General features: G+C 37.3%; 23 protein-coding genes. 8 read left to right on the forward strand and 15 right to left on the reverse strand.

The genetic code is table 11. The features are described 5' to 3' along the window. Positions 1–13: 13 nt before the first annotated feature. Both AR685_RS08485 and hflX read right to left on the reverse strand, forming a co-directional pair. Positions 14–640, reverse strand: coding sequence for a DUF4919 domain-containing protein (locus AR685_RS08485; protein ID WP_047443258.1), 627 nt, complete (start codon positions 638–640; stop codon positions 14–16). Further along, positions 640–1872 carry a GTPase HflX gene (hflX, locus tag AR685_RS08490; RefSeq protein ID WP_047443259.1) on the reverse strand — a complete coding sequence of 411 codons (1233 nt, stop codon included), beginning with the start codon at positions 1870–1872 and terminating at the stop codon, positions 640–642. The genes AR685_RS08485 and hflX overlap by 1 nt, the downstream gene beginning before the upstream one ends. Before the next feature lie 205 nt (positions 1873–2077). Between hflX and AR685_RS08495 the strand changes: the two genes are divergently transcribed. Genes AR685_RS08495 through AR685_RS08505 form a run of 3 tightly spaced genes read left to right on the forward strand, consistent with a single transcriptional unit; the run spans position 2078 to position 5531 of the window. Further along, positions 2078–2557: a T9SS type A sorting domain-containing protein gene (locus AR685_RS08495; RefSeq protein WP_059124282.1), complete on the forward strand. Its 480-nt coding sequence runs from the start codon at positions 2078–2080 to the stop codon at positions 2555–2557. A gap of 5 nt (positions 2558–2562) precedes the next feature. Then, positions 2563–5109, forward strand: a complete 2547-nt coding sequence (locus tag AR685_RS08500) for a beta strand repeat-containing protein (RefSeq protein WP_059124283.1) — start codon at positions 2563–2565, stop codon at positions 5107–5109. 8 nt (positions 5110–5117) lie between these two features. Continuing rightward, positions 5118–5531, forward strand: a complete 414-nt coding sequence (locus AR685_RS08505; RefSeq protein ID WP_059124284.1) for a hypothetical protein — start codon at positions 5118–5120, stop codon at positions 5529–5531. Positions 5532–5604: 73 nt separating this feature from the next. Here AR685_RS08505 and AR685_RS08510 read toward each other — a convergent pair whose 3' ends face one another. Beyond that, positions 5605–6039 (reverse strand): META domain-containing protein, encoded by a 435-nt coding sequence (locus AR685_RS08510; RefSeq protein ID WP_059124285.1) that lies wholly within the window; start codon positions 6037–6039, stop codon positions 5605–5607. Positions 6040–6124: 85 nt separating this feature from the next. On the opposite strand from AR685_RS08510, the gene AR685_RS08515 reads away from it, so the two are divergent. Beyond that, complete coding sequence (locus AR685_RS08515) at positions 6125–8326, forward strand: S46 family peptidase (RefSeq protein WP_047443264.1); 2202 nt, start codon at positions 6125–6127, stop codon at positions 8324–8326. Between the two features lie 345 nt (positions 8327–8671). On the opposite strand, the gene AR685_RS08520 is transcribed toward AR685_RS08515, so the two are convergent. The 5 genes from AR685_RS08520 to AR685_RS08540 all read right to left on the reverse strand — a co-directional run bounded on the left by AR685_RS08520 (position 8672) and on the right by AR685_RS08540 (position 13899). Beyond that, on the reverse strand, positions 8672–10207 hold the full coding sequence (locus tag AR685_RS08520; RefSeq protein WP_047443265.1) for a YifB family Mg chelatase-like AAA ATPase: 1536 nt from the start codon (positions 10205–10207) through the stop codon (positions 8672–8674). A 124-nt stretch (positions 10208–10331) separates the two neighbouring features. After that, the gene (locus AR685_RS08525; protein ID WP_059124286.1) at positions 10332–11297 is read right to left on the reverse strand and encodes a T9SS type A sorting domain-containing protein; all 966 of its coding nucleotides are present in this window, start codon (positions 11295–11297) and stop codon (positions 10332–10334) included. Positions 11298–11327: 30 nt separating this feature from the next. After that, positions 11328–12668 (reverse strand): outer membrane beta-barrel protein, encoded by a 1341-nt coding sequence (locus AR685_RS08530; protein WP_059124287.1) that lies wholly within the window; start codon positions 12666–12668, stop codon positions 11328–11330. Further along, positions 12665–13228: an RNA polymerase sigma factor gene (locus AR685_RS08535; protein WP_185113239.1), complete on the reverse strand. Its 564-nt coding sequence runs from the start codon at positions 13226–13228 to the stop codon at positions 12665–12667. Before AR685_RS08535 ends, AR685_RS08530 begins: the two co-directional genes overlap by 4 nt. 98 nt (positions 13229–13326) lie before the next feature. Beyond that, positions 13327–13899 carry a DUF4840 domain-containing protein gene (locus tag AR685_RS08540; protein ID WP_052187768.1) on the reverse strand — a complete coding sequence of 191 codons (573 nt, stop codon included), beginning with the start codon at positions 13897–13899 and terminating at the stop codon, positions 13327–13329. Between the two features lie 221 nt (positions 13900–14120). On the opposite strand from AR685_RS08540, the gene AR685_RS08545 reads away from it, so the two are divergent. Next, positions 14121–14468, forward strand: a complete 348-nt coding sequence (locus AR685_RS08545; RefSeq protein WP_059124289.1) for a tRNA-binding protein — start codon at positions 14121–14123, stop codon at positions 14466–14468. On the opposite strand, the gene AR685_RS08550 is transcribed toward AR685_RS08545, so the two are convergent. After that, positions 14469–15176 (reverse strand): DUF4382 domain-containing protein, encoded by a 708-nt coding sequence (locus tag AR685_RS08550; RefSeq protein WP_059124290.1) that lies wholly within the window; start codon positions 15174–15176, stop codon positions 14469–14471. Between the two features lie 162 nt (positions 15177–15338). On the opposite strand from AR685_RS08550, the gene AR685_RS08555 reads away from it, so the two are divergent. Both AR685_RS08555 and AR685_RS08560 read left to right on the forward strand, forming a co-directional pair. Next, entirely contained in the window at positions 15339–16040 is a 702-nt protein-coding gene (locus AR685_RS08555) for a 3'-5' exonuclease (RefSeq protein WP_047443269.1), read from the forward strand. A gap of 3 nt (positions 16041–16043) precedes the next feature. Next, complete coding sequence (locus tag AR685_RS08560; RefSeq protein ID WP_047443270.1) at positions 16044–16370, forward strand: SUF system Fe-S cluster assembly protein; 327 nt, start codon at positions 16044–16046, stop codon at positions 16368–16370. Between the two features lie 169 nt (positions 16371–16539). On the opposite strand, the gene AR685_RS08565 is transcribed toward AR685_RS08560, so the two are convergent. From AR685_RS08565 to AR685_RS08575, 3 genes are all read right to left on the reverse strand, one after another. Continuing rightward, complete coding sequence (locus AR685_RS08565; RefSeq protein ID WP_059124291.1) at positions 16540–17403, reverse strand: sulfurtransferase; 864 nt, start codon at positions 17401–17403, stop codon at positions 16540–16542. 88 nt (positions 17404–17491) lie between these two features. Next, positions 17492–17893: an OsmC family protein gene (locus tag AR685_RS08570; protein ID WP_059124292.1), complete on the reverse strand. Its 402-nt coding sequence runs from the start codon at positions 17891–17893 to the stop codon at positions 17492–17494. 32 nt (positions 17894–17925) lie between these two features. Continuing rightward, complete coding sequence (locus AR685_RS08575; protein WP_059124549.1) at positions 17926–18774, reverse strand: hydroxymethylglutaryl-CoA lyase; 849 nt, start codon at positions 18772–18774, stop codon at positions 17926–17928. Between the two features lie 187 nt (positions 18775–18961). Between AR685_RS08575 and pepT the strand changes: the two genes are divergently transcribed. Further along, the gene (pepT, locus tag AR685_RS08580) at positions 18962–20209 is read left to right on the forward strand and encodes a peptidase T (RefSeq protein WP_059124293.1); all 1248 of its coding nucleotides are present in this window, start codon (positions 18962–18964) and stop codon (positions 20207–20209) included. Between the two features lie 52 nt (positions 20210–20261). Here the strand turns inward: pepT and AR685_RS08585 are convergent, their stop codons facing one another. The 3 genes from AR685_RS08585 to AR685_RS08595 all read right to left on the reverse strand — a co-directional run bounded on the left by AR685_RS08585 (position 20262) and on the right by AR685_RS08595 (position 22371). Further along, positions 20262–20657 carry a hypothetical protein gene (locus tag AR685_RS08585; RefSeq protein ID WP_059124294.1) on the reverse strand — a complete coding sequence of 132 codons (396 nt, stop codon included), beginning with the start codon at positions 20655–20657 and terminating at the stop codon, positions 20262–20264. 82 nt (positions 20658–20739) lie between these two features. Then, entirely contained in the window at positions 20740–21804 is a 1065-nt protein-coding gene (gene thiL / locus AR685_RS08590; RefSeq protein ID WP_059124295.1) for a thiamine-phosphate kinase, read from the reverse strand. Positions 21805–21876: 72 nt separating this feature from the next. Next, the gene (locus AR685_RS08595; RefSeq protein ID WP_059124296.1) at positions 21877–22371 is read right to left on the reverse strand and encodes an acyl-CoA thioesterase; all 495 of its coding nucleotides are present in this window, start codon (positions 22369–22371) and stop codon (positions 21877–21879) included. Positions 22372–22545: the final 174 nt, after the last annotated feature.

Here is a 22545-nt window from a genome sequence, read left to right on the forward strand (position 1 = left end):
TTTTTTAAAAAAATTAGTCTAAATAAAGTACTTTGATATAAATTTTGTTGTCACCTTTTTCCCAAACGTCAATCACCCCATCCTTCAGAGGTCTCGAACCTCTTGTATAATCCTGTCCGATATTCATTACATTGAGAAAAATGTATTCGTCACCAACGTTATTTACCTTGAAAGCTGTTTTCTCAGATTTCCCGTCACCGGAATTTTTGATTGCATCAGTGAGAAGTCTCAATTGCGAAATATGATGCGAAAAATTGCTTACATCTTTGGTCTGATCATACGCACGAAGCAGAATAAGAATGACATCGAGATTTGTAGGATCTTTATTGTAAAGAATTTTCCCTAATCTTATACAGTCTGCAAAATTATTGTTTTTAAAAGCGTCAGCCAGACTTTTGAACTCATCGCTGGTCTGGGAGACTTTATCTTTTATGAAATTTCTTCCGTAGTACAAATGCTGTGCTTCTACACTATCAAGAGACTTTGGAAGACCTTTAAATTTAAAAATCAGTTTTTCATAATTGTAAGGCGAACTGGAATTCGTGAGGTTTTTCTCAATATTTTTCAGATCTACTTTAGTCTTTTGGCCAAAGGCAAAAAACGGAATAACAAGAAGAAAAACGAGTATTCTGTAATTCATTAATCTTCTTTTTCAGATGTTTCATCTTCGTCGTTATCGAAATACTCGAAAAGAAAATCATTGTATGGAAATCTCGAGATATGAATTTTCATAACCTCATCATAGATTAGTCTTTTCATTTCAGGGAAATTTTCTTTCGTCAAAGCAGAAATGAAAACTGCAGGATGTTTAGATTTATTCATCCAGGTTCTCTTCCATTCTTCAAGAGATACATTTTTACTTGAACCCGGCGTAAGGTCATCTTCGTCTTTCTTCTCGTAGCTGAAATCGTCAATTTTGTTGAAAACCATGATCATTGGTTTCTGATGTGCGTTGATTTCCATTAAAATCTGATTCACAGATTCGATGTGGTCTTCAAAACTTTCGTGAGAAATATCGACTACGTGAATCAGAAGATCTGCTTCTCTTACCTCATCCAGTGTAGATTTAAAAGATTCTACCAATTGGGTAGGAAGTTTTCTGATAAAACCAACGGTATCGGTTAAAAGGAAAGGTAAATTACCTATTACTACTTTTCGTACCGTAGTATCAAGTGTTGCAAACAATTTGTTTTCAGCAAAAACATCAGATTTAGAAATAGCGTTCATCAGCGTAGACTTTCCTACGTTGGTATAACCTACCAAGGCTGCACGAACAACTTTCCCTCTGTTGTTACGCTGGGTCGCCATTTGCTTGTCAATCACTTTCAGTTTATCTTTTAACAAAGATATTCTGTCACGGATGATCCTTCTATCGGTTTCAATTTCCGTTTCCCCGGGACCACGCATTCCAATTCCTCCTTTTTGCTTATCTAAGTGGGACCACATTTTGCTTAATCTAGGCAGCAAATATTGATATTGTGCCAATTCAACTTGCGTTCTGGCGTAAGAAGTCTGTGCCCTTTGCGCAAAAATATCCAGAATAAGATTGGTTCTGTCTAGGATTTTTACTTCTATTTCTTTTTCAAGATTTTTAAGCTGAGAAGGTGATAATTCATCATCAAAAATGATGGTTCCAATCTCGTTTTCTTTTACATATTCTTTTATTTCCTGAGCTTTTCCACTTCCTACAAAAGTTTTAGAATCAGGTTGAGTTAGATTCTGAGTAAAGCGTCTGTCGACCGTAGCGCCTGCAGTTAAAGCTAAAAACTCTAACTCGTCCATATATTCTTGTAACTTATCAGCATCTTGGTTTTGAGTGACAACACCCACCAAAACTGCTCTTTCGTAATTATGTGTTTTCTTTTCTAACATTAAATTCTGTATAATTTATAAGATTTACAAGATAACATTTTTAATTAATAAATGCAACTTAAGACTTAAAATACCGTTGTTTTCCCTTTTATAATCTAGTTCTTTTCCTCTGTTTTACCACCTCTACCTCCACTTACCTTTACATCGTAAAAATCTCAACAACAGACGATAACCTCAAAACTTATAAACCAGAAATCACTTTACTATGAAAAGAATTTTTATCTACGGCTTCTTTTTGATTTTTTGCTCGATCTCAGAAGTCAATGCGCAAAAAGCAGTGCTCACCACAGGATCAAATACAACGGGAAGCAACGGCTCTGTTTCTTACAGTGTAGGACAGATTGATTTCATCTCCAAAGGAGGCAATAATCAGGTAATGGAAGGCGTACAGCAAGCCTATGAAATCATCACACTTTCTACTACAGAAACTTCCGGCTCAGACAAGAAAGACATTTTATTGTACCCAAATCCATTTAAAGATTTTTTATTCCTGGATTTTACTACAAACGACCACCGCAATTCTGAATTTCAATTATTTGATTCTTCCGGAAAACTTTTGCGAGAAGACAAAATCACTCAGGCAAAAACAGAATTCAACTTTTCATCACTTCCTTCGGCGATGTACATCATAAGAATCAATCAAAAAGGAAAAAACATTAAAACTTACAAAATCATTAAAAAATAATCATCATGAAAAAAATTCTACTAACCGCAGGAATAATTCTTGGCTGTCATTTCGTATCAGCTCAAGTTCCCGAAAAAATGAGTTATCAGGCCGTAATGAGAAATACAACCGGCCAACTGCTTGCCAATCAGAACATCGGAGTGAAAGTAAGCATCCTCCAGGGCTCTCCGGCAGGAGCAGTAGTATATTCTGAAAGACTTACCGGTACAACCAATATCAACGGGCTCATCAGCCTAGAAATAGGAACCGGAACAGTGCTTTCCGGAACTTACGCAACCATCAACTGGCCTTCAGGAAATTATTATTTAAAAACAGAAACAGATCCCACTGGTGGAACTTCGTATACAATTGCGGGTACAAGTCAGCTACTGAGTGTGCCTTATGCAATGTATGCCAAATCTTCAGGCAGTTCGAGCGGAGGCTTTACTTTACCCTATACAGCAACAGTTAATAATCCCTCAAATCTTTTTACGATAACAAATGACGGAGACGGAACTTCTCTGGAAGGAATCAACACCACCACAACTTCAAGTGTTGCAGCGGTAAAAGGTACAGTCACTAACCTTTCACCGGGCGGATTTTCATCTGGTGTTCACGGAATCAACAACGGAACTGGAGGTTTAGGCATTGGAGTTTGGGGCTCTCAAGCCGGAAGTGGATGGGGAGTTTATGGTGTAACACCAACAGGATTGGGAGTATACGGAAATTCTTCAGGATCAGGATATGGTGTTTATGCCAACAGTAATACAGGAACGGGATTAAGTGCAACAAGTACCAATGGCTCCGCTGCCAACATTTCAATTTTAAATAATGCAAATACAAGTACGGTTCTTACCGCAAATACCGTTGGAAACGGAACCGTCATCAATGTCTCATCTTCTGGTTCAGGAGCAGGCGTTATGAGTAGCACAGGAACCGGCTTCGCTATTCATGGTATTACGAGTGCGCAAACTTCTGCCGGAGTTATCGCCGATAACAATGGTGCAGGTGAAGCTGTAGTCGGAAGAAACACGAGTGATATTGCAGGAGCTGTAGTCGGAAGAAATGACGGCGGAGGTTACGGAGTACATGGTTTTGTATCAACAAACACCACAGGAACAGGAATCGGAGTATACGGGCGAGTTGGTCTCAACAACAGCAAAGGCCGGGCAGGAAGATTTCAGAATTTCCTCGCAACAAACGACAGAAACACTTTCGAAGTAGAATCTAACAGCACCGGAAATATCCCAGACAATACTCAGGGTAATGTATCCTCTTTTCTTGCCAGTAACACAAACAGTGTAAGTGCAGCAGTAAGGGGTGAGGTAAAAACCATTTTCGGAAACTTTGGAGCAGCAGGTATTTTTGGCGTATCATCAGGAACAGGTGGATTCGGAGGACTTTTCCATGCTTCAAATATCAACGGAAACGGAGCCGCTATGATAGCAATAACTGACGGAAACGGAAATGCTATTACAGCAAATGCCGGAAAAAACGGAAATGCAATAGAAGCTAATGTAGATGGAACCGGAAATGCTCTTTATGCCTGGGTACCTACTTTTTCGGAAGGACGCGCCGGGAGATTTGAAATTTTTAATGACGAAAATGAAAGTGATGTTATCTCTGTAAAAACAGTTGGTAATGGTACCGCCGGTAACTTTAAAGTAGACAGAATAACCGGAACATCACCTGCTGTAAAAGGTGAAGTAACATCTCAATTCGCCAATTTTGGTACAGCTGGGGTTTATGGTCTATCTTCAGGAACAGGTGGTTTTGCAGGGCTATTTTATCAAAGCAACATCAACGGAAACGGCCCGGCCTTACTTGCTTTAACCGACGGTAACGGAAATGGAATCACAGCAAATGCCGGAAAAAATGGTGACGGCGTAGAAGCCACAGCGGATGGTACCGGTTCAGCGATTTATGGCTGGATTCCTAATTTTGGAACAGGTAAAGCCGGATATTTCAGAAATTTCAATAACGCTAATAGCCAGCCGGTAGTTCATGTAACAACTACAGGGACTGGCTCAACATTACTAATCAACCATCAAGGTCCGTCAGGAAATATTGCCACCTACCAAAACAATTCAACCAATGTAGCCCGTATTGATAAAACCGGAAAAGGATTTTTCAACGGCGGAACCCAAAACAGCGGTGCCGATTTAGCAGAAGCATTTGATGTAGAGGGAAATACTTCAGAATATGAGCCGGGAGATATTCTTATCATTTCTACAGATACCGACAGAACCGTAGAAAAATCTTCAAAAGCCTATTCAACTTTGGTCGCCGGTGTTTATGCTACAAAGCCAGGCGTTCTTCTAACAGAGGAAAATATTGATTCCGAATTGATCGGTAAAGTTCCGATGGGTGTTGTAGGGGTAATTCCTACTAAAGTTTGCCTTGAAGGAGGAAAAATAAAAAGAGGCGATCTTTTGGTAACCTCATCAAAATCTGGAGTTGCTATGAAAGCCAATCCTAAAAAGGTGCAAATAGGTCAAGTTATCGGAAAAGCTCTTCAGGATTATGACCAAAACTCAATCGGAAAAATAAAAGTATTAGTTAACATTAAATAAAAACCACCATGAAATCATTATATACCATTCCATTTTTACTATTAAGTGTAACATTTTACACACAGGAAAAAAAACATGCAGAAACTCAGGATCAGGAAAAAGTTTTGAAAGAAGCAAAAGCATTCGAACAAAAAATGCAGAAAGAAAGCGAAATCACTTCTGCTAAAAAAGACAAGCAGACAGCTTTAGCTTCTGAACAGGGACTTGAAGTAAAAATGCAGGAGGAAAAAATTCCTAGCCAAAGCAATATACAAGGTAAGCTATTGCCCCACACAGCAAGTTTTGAAGAGATTTTAGCATCAATCCCAAACAGACAAAATACACGTAAAGCTAAGGTCCCGATCAATCAATCTGTCAAAGTTCAGGGTTTACCAAATACTGCAACCTTGGAAGAAATAAAAAAAACGATTCCTAAAAACTAAGCTAATAACCATTTTCATTCTTAAGTAAGTCCGCAAAAATTGCGGACTTACTGTTTTTTAGCGAGACAAAAAATTAATCCCAATCGGCAGCAATGAATTTCATCTCATCCCCACTTCCGTCGGAAAGTGTAAGGCGATGTCCTTCTATAGAATAATTCGTCATGCTTCCGAATTTTTTCATAAAAGCATTCTCCAGTTCCATGTTTCTGCATGCCATTTCTGTGTTTCCTATTCCTGAGATACTGATTTTTCCGTTATTTTTTAACTCAGCTACAAAAAAGATACTGTTACATCCCATTTTAGCGGTACCTTTTACGGTATTGCCTGTTCTTTCACCAGTCAGATTAATCTGGGCTTTACTTTCAACCAATTGCTGCTTTGTAAATTGATCAAATGAAATCATCATCCATTCCCTCTGATAATGCTGGTTATTGACCTTTGCAGAAGAGCAATTTAAAACCAACGTTAAAATGAAAGCAGCAAAAAGACTTAAAATAATGTTTTTCATACCACTCTGCCACCCATTTTCATACCAATTACGGATGGATTATCGTAAAAATTAGTAAATTAGCCCCACAATAATTATTTAAAAAATGAAAAGAATATTTTTACTATTCACTTTCTTGTTAGGTTTTGCCCAAATGAGGGCAGATGAAGGGATGTGGCTATTGATGCTCATCAAAAGACTTAACGGTGTTGACATGCAAAAAGAAGGTCTGCACCTTACTCCTGAGGAGATTTATTCTGTAAACAATTCTAGCCTTAAAGATGCGATTGTAAGCTTCGGCGGGTTTTGTACAGGAGAAATCGTATCAGACAAAGGTTTGATTTTCACCAATCACCACTGTGGTTATGGCGCTGTTGCGGCGGCATCTACCCCATCAAAAGATTACCTGAAAAACGGGTTTTGGGCAACGAAAGAAAAAGATGAGTTTAATGCAAAAGATCTTTACGTAAGATTTTTAGTAAGAATGGATGATGCTACGCAGAGAATCAATTCTAAATTAAACAACAACATGACTGCAGCTGAAAGAAAAGCTGTGATTGATGCTGAGACTAAAGCAATTCAGACAGAAAATTCCGAAAACGGAAAATACACTGTTGTTGTAAGAGATTTCTTCAACGGAAATGAGTTCTATTTTTTCGTTTATCAGGATTATAAAGATATCAGATTGGTAGGCGCACCACCATCAGCTTTAGGTAAATATGGTGGAGATACAGACAACTGGGAATGGCCAAGACATACTGCAGACTTTACGGTTTTCAGAGTGTATGCTGACGCAGCAGGAAACCCTGCAGAGTTTGCTCCTACAAACGTTCCTTTGAAGCCTAAGCATTTCTTACCGGTTTCTCTTAAAGGAATTAAGCCTGGTGATTTCTCAATGATCTTAGGTTACCCAGGAAGAACCAACCGTTACCTTACTTCTTACGGTATCAACCAAATGGTTTCAAAAGATTATCCGGCTTGGGTAGAAACTTCTAAACTGGCAATGGATGTAATGAAGAAGTACATGGATAAAGATAAAACCACTCAGCTGGCTTATGCTTCTCAGTATGCTTCTGTAGCCAACTACTGGAAAAACAGACAGGGAACAATTGACGCTGTCATCAAAAACGGAACGATTTCTGACAAACAGAATATTGAAAAAACATACAGACAATGGTCTGCACAGCCTGGTAACGAAATGTACGACGGAGTGCTAGAGCAGATTGCCACTTATTACAAGCAGGTTTCTGACAGAAATGTTGAAAGAAATTACGCTTCTTTATTGACAAGAAATGCCAAATACATCGCTTTGGCTTACCAATTGGCTCCAGCTCTTGATGCTTACGCAAAACAGGATATGGCTGGAAGATTGGCGATGAAACCTAAAGTGGAAGCAGCTATCAAAGATGCTTATGACAACATCAACCCTGAATTGGAAGGCGAAATGCTGAATTCTTTGGTAAACCTTTACAAAACAAGAGTAAAAGCAGACGTTGCTTCACCAACGATCATGGCTTTGGATGCTAACAATTTGTCAACTGTTGCATTCTCTTCACTGTTTGCAAATAAAACATCTGTAACCAACTTTGTTTTAAACCCTGACCGTTTGAAACTGGATGCAGATCCGCTATTGAAAATCTCAAAAGGTATCGCAGATGATCAGAGAGCATCTGGCGAAAGATTCGTGAAAATTGACGATAATTTTTCTAAAAACAACCGTCTTTTCTTAGCTGGTTTAATGAAAGCAATGCCTGAGAAAAAATTCTATCCTGATGCAAACTCTACAATGAGATTAACGTACGGACAGATTGACACTCTGCCTGTAAGAACAGACAGAAACTATTTTGGCGTAACAGAAAACTATTACACTACAATGGAAGGTTTAGTAGGAAAATACAAAGCTGGTGACGAAGAATTTGATCTTCCACAAAGGGTAATTGCATTACAAAATGCTAAAGATTACGGGCAGTATGCTGATAAAGCTGGTTACCTTCCGGTGAACTTCCTTTCAAACAATGATATCACAGGAGGAAACTCTGGTTCTCCGGTAATAGACGGTGACGGAAACCTAATCGGTATCGCTTTTGACGGAAACAGTGAAGCGTTAAGCGGTGACATCGTTTTCGAAAATCAGTGGCAGAAAACCATCAGTGTAGATATCCGTTTCGTTCTTTGGACAATCGATAAATATGCTGGTGCAAGAAGATTAGTTGACGAATTGAAATTAGTAAGAGACGAAAATACTCCGGCTGATACAGGCGCATCTAAAATTAAAACTGCAGCTCCTGCAAAAAAGAAAAAGAAATAATTTTTCTAAATCATATTTAAAACCGTGGAATTTATTTCACGGTTTTTTTATGCTTAATTTTAATCTGGGTTCGGAAACATTAATTTCACAATTATGAAGAAGTATTTACTGCTGACGCCAAAAACAACACTTTTCAAATTAAATCTAATCACATTGTATTAAATCATAATACAACGATTGAAGAGTTTCAAAAATTATTCACGAAATTAAAAAAGGAAATCACCGTTCAAAAAAACGTCTTTCGATTCAGAATTTCTTTACAAAAAGATGGTGACGATGCCTTTCTCTTTTATTTTAAAAGCGGAAAATTTGATGAGTTCCTATTATGGTGCTGTTATGCTAATTTTAAACATTCCAGAATTCCCGATCCAGGCTTCTGTATTGTATGGCCTCAGAAATATGATGTGACAGAATGTTTTCAGATTCTTCCAGATCAGCAATTGTTCTGGCAACTTTTAGAATTCTGTCATAGGCTCTCGCAGAAAGATTCAATTTTTCCATGGCCATTTTGATGAGATTAAATGAAGCATCATCCAATTCACAAAACTTTTCCAGTTCACGGGAACCTATTTGAGCATTATAACTGATTGATAAATCTTTATACCGCTCATTCTGTATCTCACGGGCAATCAAAACACGCTTTCTGATTTCCTCACTTTTTTCACCTTTTCGTTTTTCAGCCAATTGCTCAAACTCTACCTTCTGCACCTCAACATGAATGTCAATTCGGTCTAAAAGCGGTCCGGAAAGCTTATTCATATACCGCTGCATTTCAAAAACAGAAGATGTATTATTGGGGTCATCGGGAAAATATCCGCTTGGGCTCGGATTCATCGAAGCCACCAACATAAAACTTGACGGATAATTGATCGTAAATTTTGCTCTGGAAATCGTCACCTCACGGTCTTCTAAAGGCTGACGCATGACTTCCAAAACAGTACGTTTAAATTCGGGCATTTCATCCAAAAACAAAACACCATTGTGAGCGAGTGAAATTTCTCCCGGCTGAGGATAACTTCCGCCGCCAACTAAGGCTACGTCTGAAATTGTATGATGAGGTGATCTGAAAGGTCGAACCGTCATCAAAGACGTTTCGGTTCCCATCTTTCCGGCTACAGAATGAATCTTTGTAGTTTCTAATGCTTCTTTTAAGGTAAGTGGCGGCAGAATACTTGGAACTCTTTTCGCCAGCATGGTCTTTCCACTTCCCGGAGGACCGATGAGAATAATATTATGACCGCCGGCGGCAGCAACTTCCATTGCTCTTTTCGCGGTTTCCTGACCTTTCACTTCAGAAAAATCAAACGGAAAATTGTTTATTTTATCCTGAAATTCTTTTCGGGTGTCTAAAATTACTTTCTCTAAAGGCTTTCCTTCATTAAAAAAGTCAATGACTTCTTTGATATTTTCAACTCCATAAACATCCAGATTATTGACAATAGCTGCTTCTCTGGTATTTTGTTTGGGCAGAATAATTCCTTTAAAACCTTCTTCACGAGCCTGGATGGCAATCGGTAAAACTCCTTTTATGGGTTGCAGACTTCCGTCGAGTGAAAGTTCACCCATAATGATGTAATCCTGTACATTTTCACCAAGAATCTGATCTGAGGCAATTAAAATCCCAACTGCAATACTCAGGTCGTAGGCAGCTCCCTCCTTGCGCAAATCTGCGGGAGCCATATTAATCGTAATTTTTTTTCCCGGAATTTTGTAGCCAACGTTTTTCAGAGCGGCAGAGATCCTATAACTGCTTTCTTTGATAGCATTATCGGGCAAACCAACGAGGTGATAGCCTACTCCACCTGTATCGATGTTTACTTCTATTGTGATTGTTTGTGCAGAGACTCCAAAAATGGAGCTTCCATAAATTTTGATCAGCATTATTTTGTGTTTTAAGTAAAATTAATAATTTTTTTTTCATCAAACAATAAAAAATCGGCACAAAATAATCTGTACCGATTCCACATAAAAAGCATGAAAAAACTAATTATGATGATCTAATCATCTATTTCTTAATCAATTTATTTTTATAAATTCTACCATCCGCAGTTTTAGAAACAATCATATATGTTGCCGGAACCAACACACTCACATCGATAGCTCTACCTGCCTGATGATCTCTTTTTTGAAGAACCAGTTTTCCAGACATGTCAATTATTGAAATCTCGCTGTACTTTTTATCAGACTCTTTTCCGATGTATAAAAGCTGCGTAGTCGGATTTGGATAAACACTCAAACTATTTTCTCTCGGTTTTGTTTCATCAGTTCCAAGGCTACAGAAGCTGTAATTTCCAAAATTTAATTTTATGAAAGCAAAAGACGCTAGCATTTCGCACTGATCTGGACAATACTCGGTACAAGCATAAAAGCCATATTCACCAGTCGTAGTTGCAATGTAAGTATCACCCGTTGCTCCGGGTATCGTACAAGGTTCATTGGGTGACGGTGGATTACTTCCAGGAAGACATCTGAACCAAGTATGATTGCCATATACACCTGGAAATCCATTATCTAGCTGTACAGATGCACCTGCACAGACATTGTACTCTCCCGGATTGGTTTCTTCATAAGTTCCCGGTGTAAAATTGGCCATCAAATACGGAAGACCATAAGCGTACCCGTCGGCAAGAATCGGCGTGCTCTCGGCGGTACAGCCATTCTGAGAAACCACAACTTTAAAGTAATGAAGCATATCTGCACTTCCATTGATTGTTAATGTCTGAGATGTCGCTCCGGGTATAGCCACCCAAGGATTGGTGTTGGGAGTCTGCCAATTCCACTCCTGTCTGTACCATTGGTAAGTCTGAAAGGTCTGGTTGACGGATAAAGTTTCCGTTTCGGAGTTACAGAATACGACACTGCCCTGAAACATTGCGTCTAATCTTGGGCTGGTAACGGTAGGGTTGCATTGTGCTTTTAGATTAAAAAAACTTAAAAGTAAAAATGCCAAAAAAGTGATTTTTGTTTTCATAAAAAATTGATTTATTTTGTGATTTGGTATTTAGTCTAGTGACCACCTTAATCCGAATTTCAGATTAAAATTCAGTGGCTTTTCTTTGTAAATAGTGTTTAAAGCACTGTTATCATTGAAGTGATAAGCCACTCCCGGCTCTGCATAAACGCCCAACCTATTAGTGATATTTAGCTGTACTCCGGCCGCCGCATTGACCGAAATTTGTGTGGGTTTGGAACTTAATTTTTCTTCGGTCTCATCCTTAAGGGTATTTTCTACCACATATTTTGTTCTTAAACCTCCCGAAACCGCCTTTTCTATTAAAGTTCCCCCGGTAAGATAGCCTGTAAAACCAGTTTTCTTAATAACATTGTAGTTCACCTGCACCGGAACTCCTACATAGTGGATGGTCTGATCACTTTGTATATAGTTCGAATCGCTACCGGAATGCAAATCCGCGGACAGTTTGGTGTACGTTATTCCCGTACCAATTCCCCATCTTTTCCCGAGGTTGTAGAAAACAGAAGCACCTACGGTCACAGGCATTTTGTGATTTATTTTGGCTTCAACTTCTTGATCTTGATTAGCTAAAAGCACCTGAGTAAGAGGATCAAGCTCTGTACTTGAACTGTGAAAAACGTCACTGATACTCATGTTGCTTCCATTGAAAGTTGCGTATCCAGGAACTTGGCCTGCAGAACCCGAAGAGGCATTTCCTGTAAGAACACTTACCATCCAGGATTTATTTGTTTTAATTTTGGGTAAATCTGGTTTCTGATCTAGCTCGTTGATTGCAAAAAGATCTTCATTTTCTCTAAATTCGTTATCGTGACTTTTTGTTTTGTTTTCTTGTTGAACAACTGTATTTTGAGAATTTAAATTTGAAATTTCAACTGACTCTTGAGGACTAAAGATTGATATTTTATCTCCTTTCAACAAGTCTTTGATGGTTTCAGAAGAGAAATTTCCAACCAATTTATCTGCGAAAATGCCTTCTAAATAATCATTTTTAAAAATATGATCCTGATTATAATTGCTGTTATAAATTTCCTCAGAAGAAGATTGAGCAATCACCTTTTCTGTTTTGGAACCTGACCTCACATTGTTCTCTACACTTTTCTTTTCATTCGAATTTTCATAAATATGATTGATTCCAAAAAACAAAAATGCAAGTACCGCAGCTACACTTACTGCTTTGTAAGCAATAGTACTAAGTTTGGGATAAGTATTACTTTTAATCTGACCTTTAACGTCAGTAGGAACTGCACCTAGACTACGCTCATCTTCATCGAACAGTTCAGATCGAATATCATCCCACAATCCTTCCGGAACATCTTCTGTATGATCTTCCATTTTTCCGCGCAGATTATTTAGCCAATCTTTACTCATAATGCGCCTTTTTTTATCATTTTATGTTCATTCACTTTCTGCATAAGCATCGCTTTCGCTCTATGAAATTGTGAAGCTGAAGAGTTTTCTGCTATTCCTAGAATTGAAGCAATTTCTTTATGGCTTTTTTCTTCAAACACATAAAGATTAAAAACGGTTCTGTAGCCATTTGGAAGCGTTCTGATCATTTCCATCAGGCTTTCTTTTGAAACACTTTCAAGATCTGGTTCATCATCATTAGAAAAATCTGGAATTGTATCGAGATCTGTATCCGTTTTCAGACTTAGATTCTGTTTTAAATGCCTTAAAGATTCGTTGATAACGATACGTGTTATCCATGCTCTAAGAGATCCATTTCCACGATACTGAAAAGAATCTATGGAACGAAACATCTTGATAAAGCTGTTTTGCAGTACATCATGCACATCATCTTTTTCAATAATGTAACGTGAGCAGACATAGGAAAGATTTCCGGAATAAGCTGCAAAAAGCTCTTTCCAGGCAGCTTCTTCTTTTGCAAGAAGGCGTTTTACCAAAATCTGTTCCTTAGTTTCTTCCATTAACTGCTTCAGTTACATTGATTTTTTAATAATTTAATCAAATTTGAATGCAAAAATAGATTGCCCTTTACAAAAGCGCAATCTATTTGATTCTATTTTTAGTACTTCAAACCATACGGAAAATCATATTTTACAATTTCGTACGGGTTTACATCTGTGCCATCAACGGTAATTTTTTCAGCAATAATACCAAATCTTAATGATTGGTCTTGACCTACAAAAAAACCTTTTTGCGGTGCGGCAATTTTCACAATCGCATTTTTTGTAACTCCGTCCACCGGAACCTGCAACACTAAAGCTTTTGGAGTAAAGCTCAATTCAATTACGTTATTGACAGTATTTAATGTTGAAGTATAATTAAGTTGATACTTTACCTTTCCAATTGCCGTCAGAGCGGCTTCAGCTTTCACTGGATCAGTCACGATCGTTTTTACAATTTCTTTTACAGGAAAGTCAGTGAAAACCACAGTATCTTTTTTTACAGTGAGATCAATTGTTTTTTCATCTTTAATATTTCCCTGTGTTATAAAAAGTCTGGTCTTATATTTCCCATTCGCATCTTCTAATTTTACAGGAATTGGCTCATAATCATCCATGCAAGACAGTAAAGAAAACGCTAAAAGTGCAAAAAAACCAACGGCAAGTGCCTTAAAGGCAATTAAATTCTTCATTTATTTAAAATTTATCGTTAAACATCTATTTTTGAGCACTCAATACTATAAACCTAACATTTCAAAAATCTTGCATCATTTTTTGCGGAATTTCCATAACTACCTGATTATTAAATAAAAAAAATAAAATTTAAACTAATCTGAGATTTGATACATTTGCAGTAAGCTTAATTCGCTCTACATTATCTAAATATTGAATTTTGAGATTAAAAATTTCTGCAATGAATGTAAAACCTGAAATATCCTGGGAAGACTTTGAAAAATTAGACATCCGCTGTGGAACCATTATTTCCGTCGATGATTTTGAGAAAGCCACAAATCCTTCTTATCAGCTTGAAATTGATTTTGGAGATTTAGGAATTAGAAAATCAGCCGCACAGATCACAAAGCTTTACAGAAAAGAAGACTTAGTGGGAAAACAGATTTTAGCCGTTGTGAATTTTCCTAAAAAACAAATCGCAAATTTCTTCAGTGAATGTTTGGTTTTAGGAGTTTATGGTGAAGACAAAAAAGAAGTGACGCTGGTTACAACGTCACTTTCTACCAAAAATGGTATGTCTTTAGGTTAATTATTGATGTAGAGTTTTAGTTCCCAGATTATTGATCTGCCCAAATACGACACTTACATTATTCGCATTCTCATCGATGTATCCAGTTGTGTTTTCAGCATCATAAGATACAGTATAGCTTCCTTGTGGAAGTCCTCTGAATATAAAGAATCCGTCTGGATTGGGAATTGCAGTTGCAACCGTGTCATTAACAGCGATTACATGAACGATTGGTTTGGATACTAATGGTAATACATATCCTTTGATTTGACCATCAGTAAGTTCAGAAAATGCACGAATAACAGGCTTAAGAATATATGCCCCATTTCCGGTTTTAACAATAGATTTTCCGGCATCAAAATCAATCCAGACATTATAAGCTCCATTGGGAGCAAGGGTCTGATTCCAGTTGAACTTCAAACCACTCTGCTGTGCAGAGGGAGTCTGCAGGGGATAACTTATCCCATCCACAATAATGCTGTTGTTAGTTCCTAAAATCATTCTCATTTGTGAAACATTACCTATCGGAAACACCACTTGTCCTAGTGCTACATCGGCACCATTCTTAAAATCAAGAAGATTGAAAATTCCGGGATTATGAAAAACGATTGGCACCCAGTTGCCATTGGCATTGATTTCGATTCGTTGAACATCAATTTTAACGGCATCATACATCGCTGGACCGTCTGTTAGTTTCACATTCACGATAGCTGTTTTGCCTTCTTCCATTGTATCATCACTGCAGGAAATAATGGCAAAAAATGAGGCAAACAAACCTAATAAAAATAACTTTTCATCATCTTATATTTTAAATTAGTTTTAAAATAATATGCATGGTTATTTGGTTAGTTTTCGTTAAATTTCATTAATGAAAATTTAGATATCAAAAAAATGATCCAAACATTGCCTCTTGAAAGAATTCTGTTTCTCGACATTGAAACAGTTCCCAACTCAGCTTCATGGGAACAGTTATCTGAAACTGAACAGAAATTATGGGATAAAAAAACAAGATTTCAGCGTAAAGATGAATTTTCAGCAGAAGAGTTTTACGAAAGAGCCGGAATCATGGCCGAATTTGGAAAGATCATCTGCATCTCCATCGGAATGCTTGAAAAAAATGAAACTTTAAGAATAAAAAGTTTCGCCAATGATGATGAAAAAAAACTGTTGCAGGAATTTGGTGAGCTGTTCAACAGTCCGAGGCTTCGGGATGTCATCTTGTGTGCCCATAACGGAAAAGAATTCGACTTTCCGTGGATTGCCAGGCGTTTTCTGATTAACGGAATGCAGCCGCCATCTCCCTTCCAAATGTTTGGGAAAAAACCATGGGAAATACCACATCTCGACACGATGGAATTATGGAAATTTGGTGATTATAAAAGCTTTATTTCGTTAGAGCTTTTAGCTCACGTTTTTGGAATTCCAACTCCGAAAGATGACATTGATGGCTCAATGGTTTCATCAATTTACTACATAGAAAAAGACTTGCAGCGAATAGTTGACTATTGTGAAAAAGATGTCTTAACTTTGGCAAACATTTTCCGACGTATGCGTCAGGAAGATTTATTGCAAAGAAATATCAATTTAGATTAAGAAATGAACTTTACAGACGATCAGATTGCCGACATCGGTGAAGAAATTATAAGAGTACTAAAAACAGTTTACGACCCAGAAATTCCGGTGGATATTTACGAATTGGGATTAATTTATGACGTTCAGATTTCGGAAGAAGCTGATGTGAAAATCATCATGACTTTAACGAGCCCTAACTGTCCCGTTGCAGAAAGTCTTCCGCAAGAGGTAAAAGATAAAGTGAAAGAAGTAGAAAATGTGAACGAAGTTGAGTTGGAACTTACTTTTGAACCAACCTGGAACAAAGATATGATGAGTGAAGAGGCAAAATTTGAGCTGGGAATGCTTTAATAATAGAAGATGGATGCGGGAAGCAGAAAGCTTTCTAAATTCTAAAGACAAAACCGTATTTCGAACATAAGAATAACGTAAAACCCGGAAAATTTCCGGGTTTTTGTATTTAGTTTAAGCTTCTTATTAAGAGACAAAGAACTTACAGATTATATGACTGCTCATAACTTCAATCTTCCACTCTCCCAGCTTCAAACTTTGATTCTGTAGCGATCTCTTTTCCTTCTCTTCTGCTCCATTCGCTCCATGAACCTACATATAAATTCGGAATCTCAAAACCTGCATAATAAAGAGCCAAAATCGTATGACAGGCAGTAACTGCGGATCCACAGTGAATGATTAATTTTTCAGTTTTATTATCCAGTAACTTTAAGTATTTGTCTCTTAAAATTTCTGGTTTCAGGAAAAATCCACTTTCATCTAAATTTTCTGAAAAAGGAATATTGCTTGCTCCGGGAATATGACCCGCAATTAAATCAATCGGCTCAGACTCTCCTTTATATCGATAAGAATCTCTTACATCAATTACTGTTGCAAAATTGTTTGTTAATTCGTTTTCTACATCTTCCAAGGTTGAAACTGGCAGAAGCCAATCTTTCCTGTTCGTGATTTCAGTTTTTTCAAAAATCTCTTCGCCTGATGAAAATTCCAAACCTTCTTTCTCTGCATCTTGAAATCCTCCATCTAAAACCTGCACATTTTTTAAACCAAAAGCTTTTAACATCCACCAAGCTCTGGCTGCGGCATTGGATCCATTTTTATCATCATAAAGTACAACATGAGAATCTTCAGAAATTCCTAAACGAGAAATTGTTTCTGCAAATTTTTCAATGGTTGGAAGCGGATGTCTTCCACCAAATGCGGCATCTTTGGAAATTTCAGCTAAATCTTTATCCAAATCGATGAACCTTGCTCCTTGAATGTGTCTATTGACATAGCTTTGATAAGCATCTTTGCCGACTCGTGCATCAAGAATAATTAAATTTTCAGAAAAGAGGTTTTTGAATTCGGAAGTTGAAATTATTGGTGACATTTTGGAGAATTTAGTTGATAACTTTAATACTTTGAAAATTTAGATAAATTATAAAAAAAAGAAAACCGCAGAAATCTCTGCGGCTATATTATTGGTAAATGAAAATCATGGTCTGTACTAGTTCCGGATGCAGGCTTCTGGCTACCGGACAGTTATGTGCAGTCTCTTCAATAAACGCCTTCTCTTTATCTGAAAAGGAATCCGGAAAAACAAAATTACAAACGATTTCGCCGATTCTTCTTGGCTCGGTTTTCATAATTTTCTGGAGTGTACAATACGCTCCGTCGATATTGATCTTTTTGTCTTTTCCTAAAATAGCAATGGTTGTCAAAGCACATTCTGCTAAAGAAGTTGCGCAAAGATCGGTTGGTGAAAACTTTTCTCCTTTTCCGTGGTTGTCGGTTGGCGCGTCACTTTCGATAACGGTTCCTGACTGTAAATGTTCTGCTGAACATCTTAGCCCGCCGATGTATGTTATTTTTGATGTCATAATATTTTGAATAAAATAAAAGAGACAATGTCTCAGAAATGAAAGATATCCTTCGCTCTGTTATAAGAACTTTCGAAATTCAGTAAATTCAATTTGTGTTCCGCTTTTTCTACGCTCATAAAATTGATGACCTGTTCCGTCGGCATATTTCCCACCAAATCATCTTTTGCCATCGGGCAGCCACCAATTCCTTTTATGGCAGAATCAAATCTTCTGCAGCCTTTATCATAAGCTACTTTCAGTTTTGAATAAGAATCTTCATAACGGTTATGAAAATGCGCTCCGAAATCAATATTTGGATATTTTGATGGAATCTTATCGAATAAAACAGAGATCGTTTCCGTCGTTGCAACTCCTGTAGTATCAGAGAGTAAGATGTTATTAATTCCAATTTCAGAAAAACGGTTAGCCCAGAAATCTACATCTTCCCATTTCCACATTTCTCCGTAAGGATTTCCAAATGCCATTGAGAAATATAAGTTCAGTTCTTTGCCTTCACTTTTTGTTAGCTCGAGCATTTTAACAACCTCATCAAAAGCTTCTTCCTGATTTTTATTGGTATTTCTGTGCTGAAAAGTTTCAGAAATAGAAAACGGAAAACCTAAAATATCCACCGACTGATGCGCTAATGCTTTTTCTGCACCTCGGTAATTTCCGATGATGGCAGAAACCTTAGTGTTGGATAAAGATTTATTTATATTTTCGGCAACCTCAGCAGAATCAGCCATTTGCGGAATTGCTTTTGGAGATACAAAACTCAGACAATCCAAAACATCAAAACCCACTTCCATCAGTGAGTTGATATAATCGATTTTTTTGGCAGTCGGGATAAATTCTCCCCAACCCTGCATGGCATCTCTAGGACATTCTGTAAGAAACATTTTCACTTTTGATTTTCTCAAATATAATAAAACTAAAACAATTAGTTCTTTGTACAAAACAAGGCTAAGATTCTTTTGATAACCAATAATTTATATCTGATTTATAATTTCAATACCTCATATTCAAATACAAAAAACATGTTCTCAGCATCAAATTTGCTAACTTTACCGAAATTTTAGACATCTAATGAGTACAATCGAATTCAACGAAATGTGGAGAGAAAAATTACTGAACCGTTTTCTCAGCTATGTAAAAATATATTCAACCAGCGACGCAGAAAGCGAAGCTACACCTTCTACAGAACGCCAGTGGGATATTGCCAACTACATCGTAGAAGAATTGAAAACCATCGGTTTGGAAGATGTCTCTATTGACGAGCACGGTTATATTATGGCATATGTTCCTTCCAATTTGGAAAATGACAATCAGCCAACCATCGGATTTATCTCTCATTACGATACTTCACCGGATTTCAGCGGTGAAAATGTAAAACCTCAGGTTTGGCAAAATTATCAGGGAGAAGATCTGATTTTAAATAAAGAAAGCAACTTTACGCTTTCTCCTACAAAGTTTGAAAGCTTAAAAAAACACATCGGCCAGACTTTAATTACCACTGACGGAAACACGCTTCTAGGAGCTGATGACAAAGCGGGTTGCGCAGAAATTGTAACAGCTGCAGAATATTTAATTGCTCATCCTGAAATCAAACACGGAAGAATGGCGCTTGGTTTTACTCCAGACGAAGAAATCGGAAGAGGTGCACACAAATTTGATGTGGCTAAATTCGGAGCAGAGTTTGCTTACACAATGGACGGAAGTGAAGTTGGCGAACTGGAATATGAAAATTTCAACGCAGCCGGAGCAGTGGTGAAAATCCATGGATTGAGCGTACATCCTGGTTATGCTTTCGGAAAAATGGTCAATGCGGCTCTTTTAGCGGCTGAATTCATTCAATTACTTCCGGCAAATGAAACTCCGGCAACAACGAAAGGCTTTGACGGATTTTATCATTTAATGGATATAACTGCTGATATTTCTGAAGCTAAACTTCAGTACATCATCCGTGATCATGATGAGGAAAAATATGAAGCGAGAAAGAAATTCATAGAAGAAAAAGTTGCAGAATTCAATCAAAAGTATGGTCAAGGTACAGCTGAGGTTGAAATCAAAGAACAGTACCGAAACATGAAGCAGCAGTTTGAAGGAAAAATGCACATCATTGATCTTGCTGCAAAAGCCATGAAAGAAGCAGGAATTGAACCTAAAATCAAAGCCATCAGAGGTGGAACAGACGGAGCGCAATTATCGTATATGGGATTGCCTTGCCCGAATATTTTTGCAGGCGGAATGAACTTCCACGGACCTTATGAGTATGTCGCGCTGGAAAGCATGGAGAAAGCGCTGGAGGTGATTGTAAACATTGTGAAAGCTTAATAATTTTTCATATAAAATTGAAAACCAGCTCATTTTTGAGCTGGTTTTCAATTTATTTGCTTATCAATTTTTTGTAGCAATTTTCTCCTTCATGATAGCCAAAACAGAGGCTCAGGTTTCCGTCAATTTCTTCAAAAAATGTACTAAAAGTCATATCAACATCTTTAACATCATCTGGAAAAGCAACTAAATTTTTATCTAGATTAAAATAGAAACTTTCAAATTTAATCGAATTAGCATCTAAACTATATGTAGATTCATAATCTAATAGTTTTCTTTTCATCTTATCGTAAACTACTCTTCTGTATTTCCCATCTTTTTTAATGATTATTGTATCAAAAGTATTATTATATGATACAGGATAATATTTTCCATAAACTTCATCTTCATCAATCCCTTTACACGAAATAAAAAGTAAGAAAGAGAATAAACTATTAATTTCATCCAACAAATTTTCATTTGCAAATTAATTATTTAAAACAAAAAACCACTACAAAAATGCAGTGGCTTCACAATATTTAAATTAAATTTTAATCATTTTGTTGATTTCCTAAAAAAGCATCCCAACCTTGCGCCGTTAAAGCTACCAATTGGTTAGAACCTCTTGCCACCATAAAGTTTCCTTCTTCCTTTTCGACGGCATGACCAATGATTGTGAAATCAGGGTGGTTTTTCATTTTATCAAAATCATTCGGCGAAATAGTGAAGAGTAATTCGTAATCTTCACCTCCGCTTAATGCCGTCATCACTGGATTTAAGTTCAAATCATCGGCCGTAGTAATCGTCAGATTATCCATCGGGATTTTCTCTTCATACAATCTGAAACCAACTTTCGACTGGTCTGAAAGATGCAGAATTTCCGAAGCCAAACCGTCTGAAATATCAATCATAGATGTTGGCTTGATATCCAATTGTTCTAAAATTCCTTTAACATCAGTTCTTGCTTCCGGCTTCAATTGTCTTTCCAAAATATAATCGAAACCTTCCATTTCAGGCTGCATATTTGGGTCGGCTAAGAAAACGGCGTGTTCTCTTTCCAAAATCTGAAGTCCCATATAAGCTCCACCCAAATCTCCTGAAACAACTAGCAAATCGTTTGGCTTTGCGCCGCTCCTTTTGACAATATTTTCTTCGTCTTCAATTCCAACTGCAGTAATGCTCATCACCAAACCAGCATTTGAACTTGTTGTATCTCCGCCAATCAAATCTACTTTATATCTTCCGCAAGCTGCCTGAATTCCAGCATATAATTCCTCTAAAGCTTCCACCGGAAAACGGTTGGAAACAGCCAGAGAAACCAAGATCTGAGTAGGCGTTGCATTCATCGCAGCAATATCGCTAAGATTTACTACAACGGCTTTGTACCCCAAATGCTTCAAGGGAACATATCCTAAATTGAAATGAACTCCTTCCGCCAAAACATCGGTCGTTAAAACAACTTTTTTGTTTCCGGGGTTTATCACAGCCGCATCATCTCCTACGCCAACCTCCGACGACTCATTGGACAGAGGAAAAAATTCCGTTAAGTGTTTTATAAGGCCAAATTCTCCTAATTTGGAGATGGGTGTTAATTCTTGTTCTTTATCTTCAAACATATCTTTTTTATAGTTGATTGTTGAGTATTGATAAATGACGACCAAAAGCAATCATCATTTATCTCTTAACATTTATTTATTAAAAATCGCCGGATCAATGTTTTCCGGGCGGAAAGGAAGTTTTTTGAAATCTTCCCTCGTCATCAAAATGGTTTCAGCAGTTTTGTATTTATTCATTGCTTCAACAACATCATCCGGTGGTGAAGTCATTTTTCTCAGCATAGTATCAATCCAAACACCTGTTGCTTCTGAAGTTGCACAATGTGAACCGTCCGGAAGATAAAACTTATGCACAAAACGGTAGATGGCTGCATCTTCTGCACATCCGTCGATTTCAAGACTTACAATGACTTTTTGGTCAGCAAAAATCTCTTTAAAGAAAGAAAATCTTTCGTGCATAATCACTGGACCAATTCCCCATCGGCTCATTTGGGTAACCCCCATTTTTTCTTTTTTCATAAAAGCCATTCTCGTCTGCGCGCAGTACTGCACATAAGAAGAGTTAGCAAGATGTTTGTTGGCGTCAAGGTCGCTCCAGCGAACTTCAAAAGTATGATAGAAAGTCATGTAATTTGTTTAAAAGTGAACTATTTAATATTGACCATCCAAAGAATCTCCTATGTTTGTCGTCCTGTAGGAATCTAAACAAGTCTACTTAAGTCAGCTGATATTCCTTCAGAATGACAACCGGAAGATAAGTGAGAAATACTTTAGTAGTTAATAATTTCGTTTAAAAATTCA

Source organism: Chryseobacterium sp. JAH, assembly GCF_001507335.1.
Taxonomy (GTDB): domain Bacteria; phylum Bacteroidota; class Bacteroidia; order Flavobacteriales; family Weeksellaceae; genus Chryseobacterium.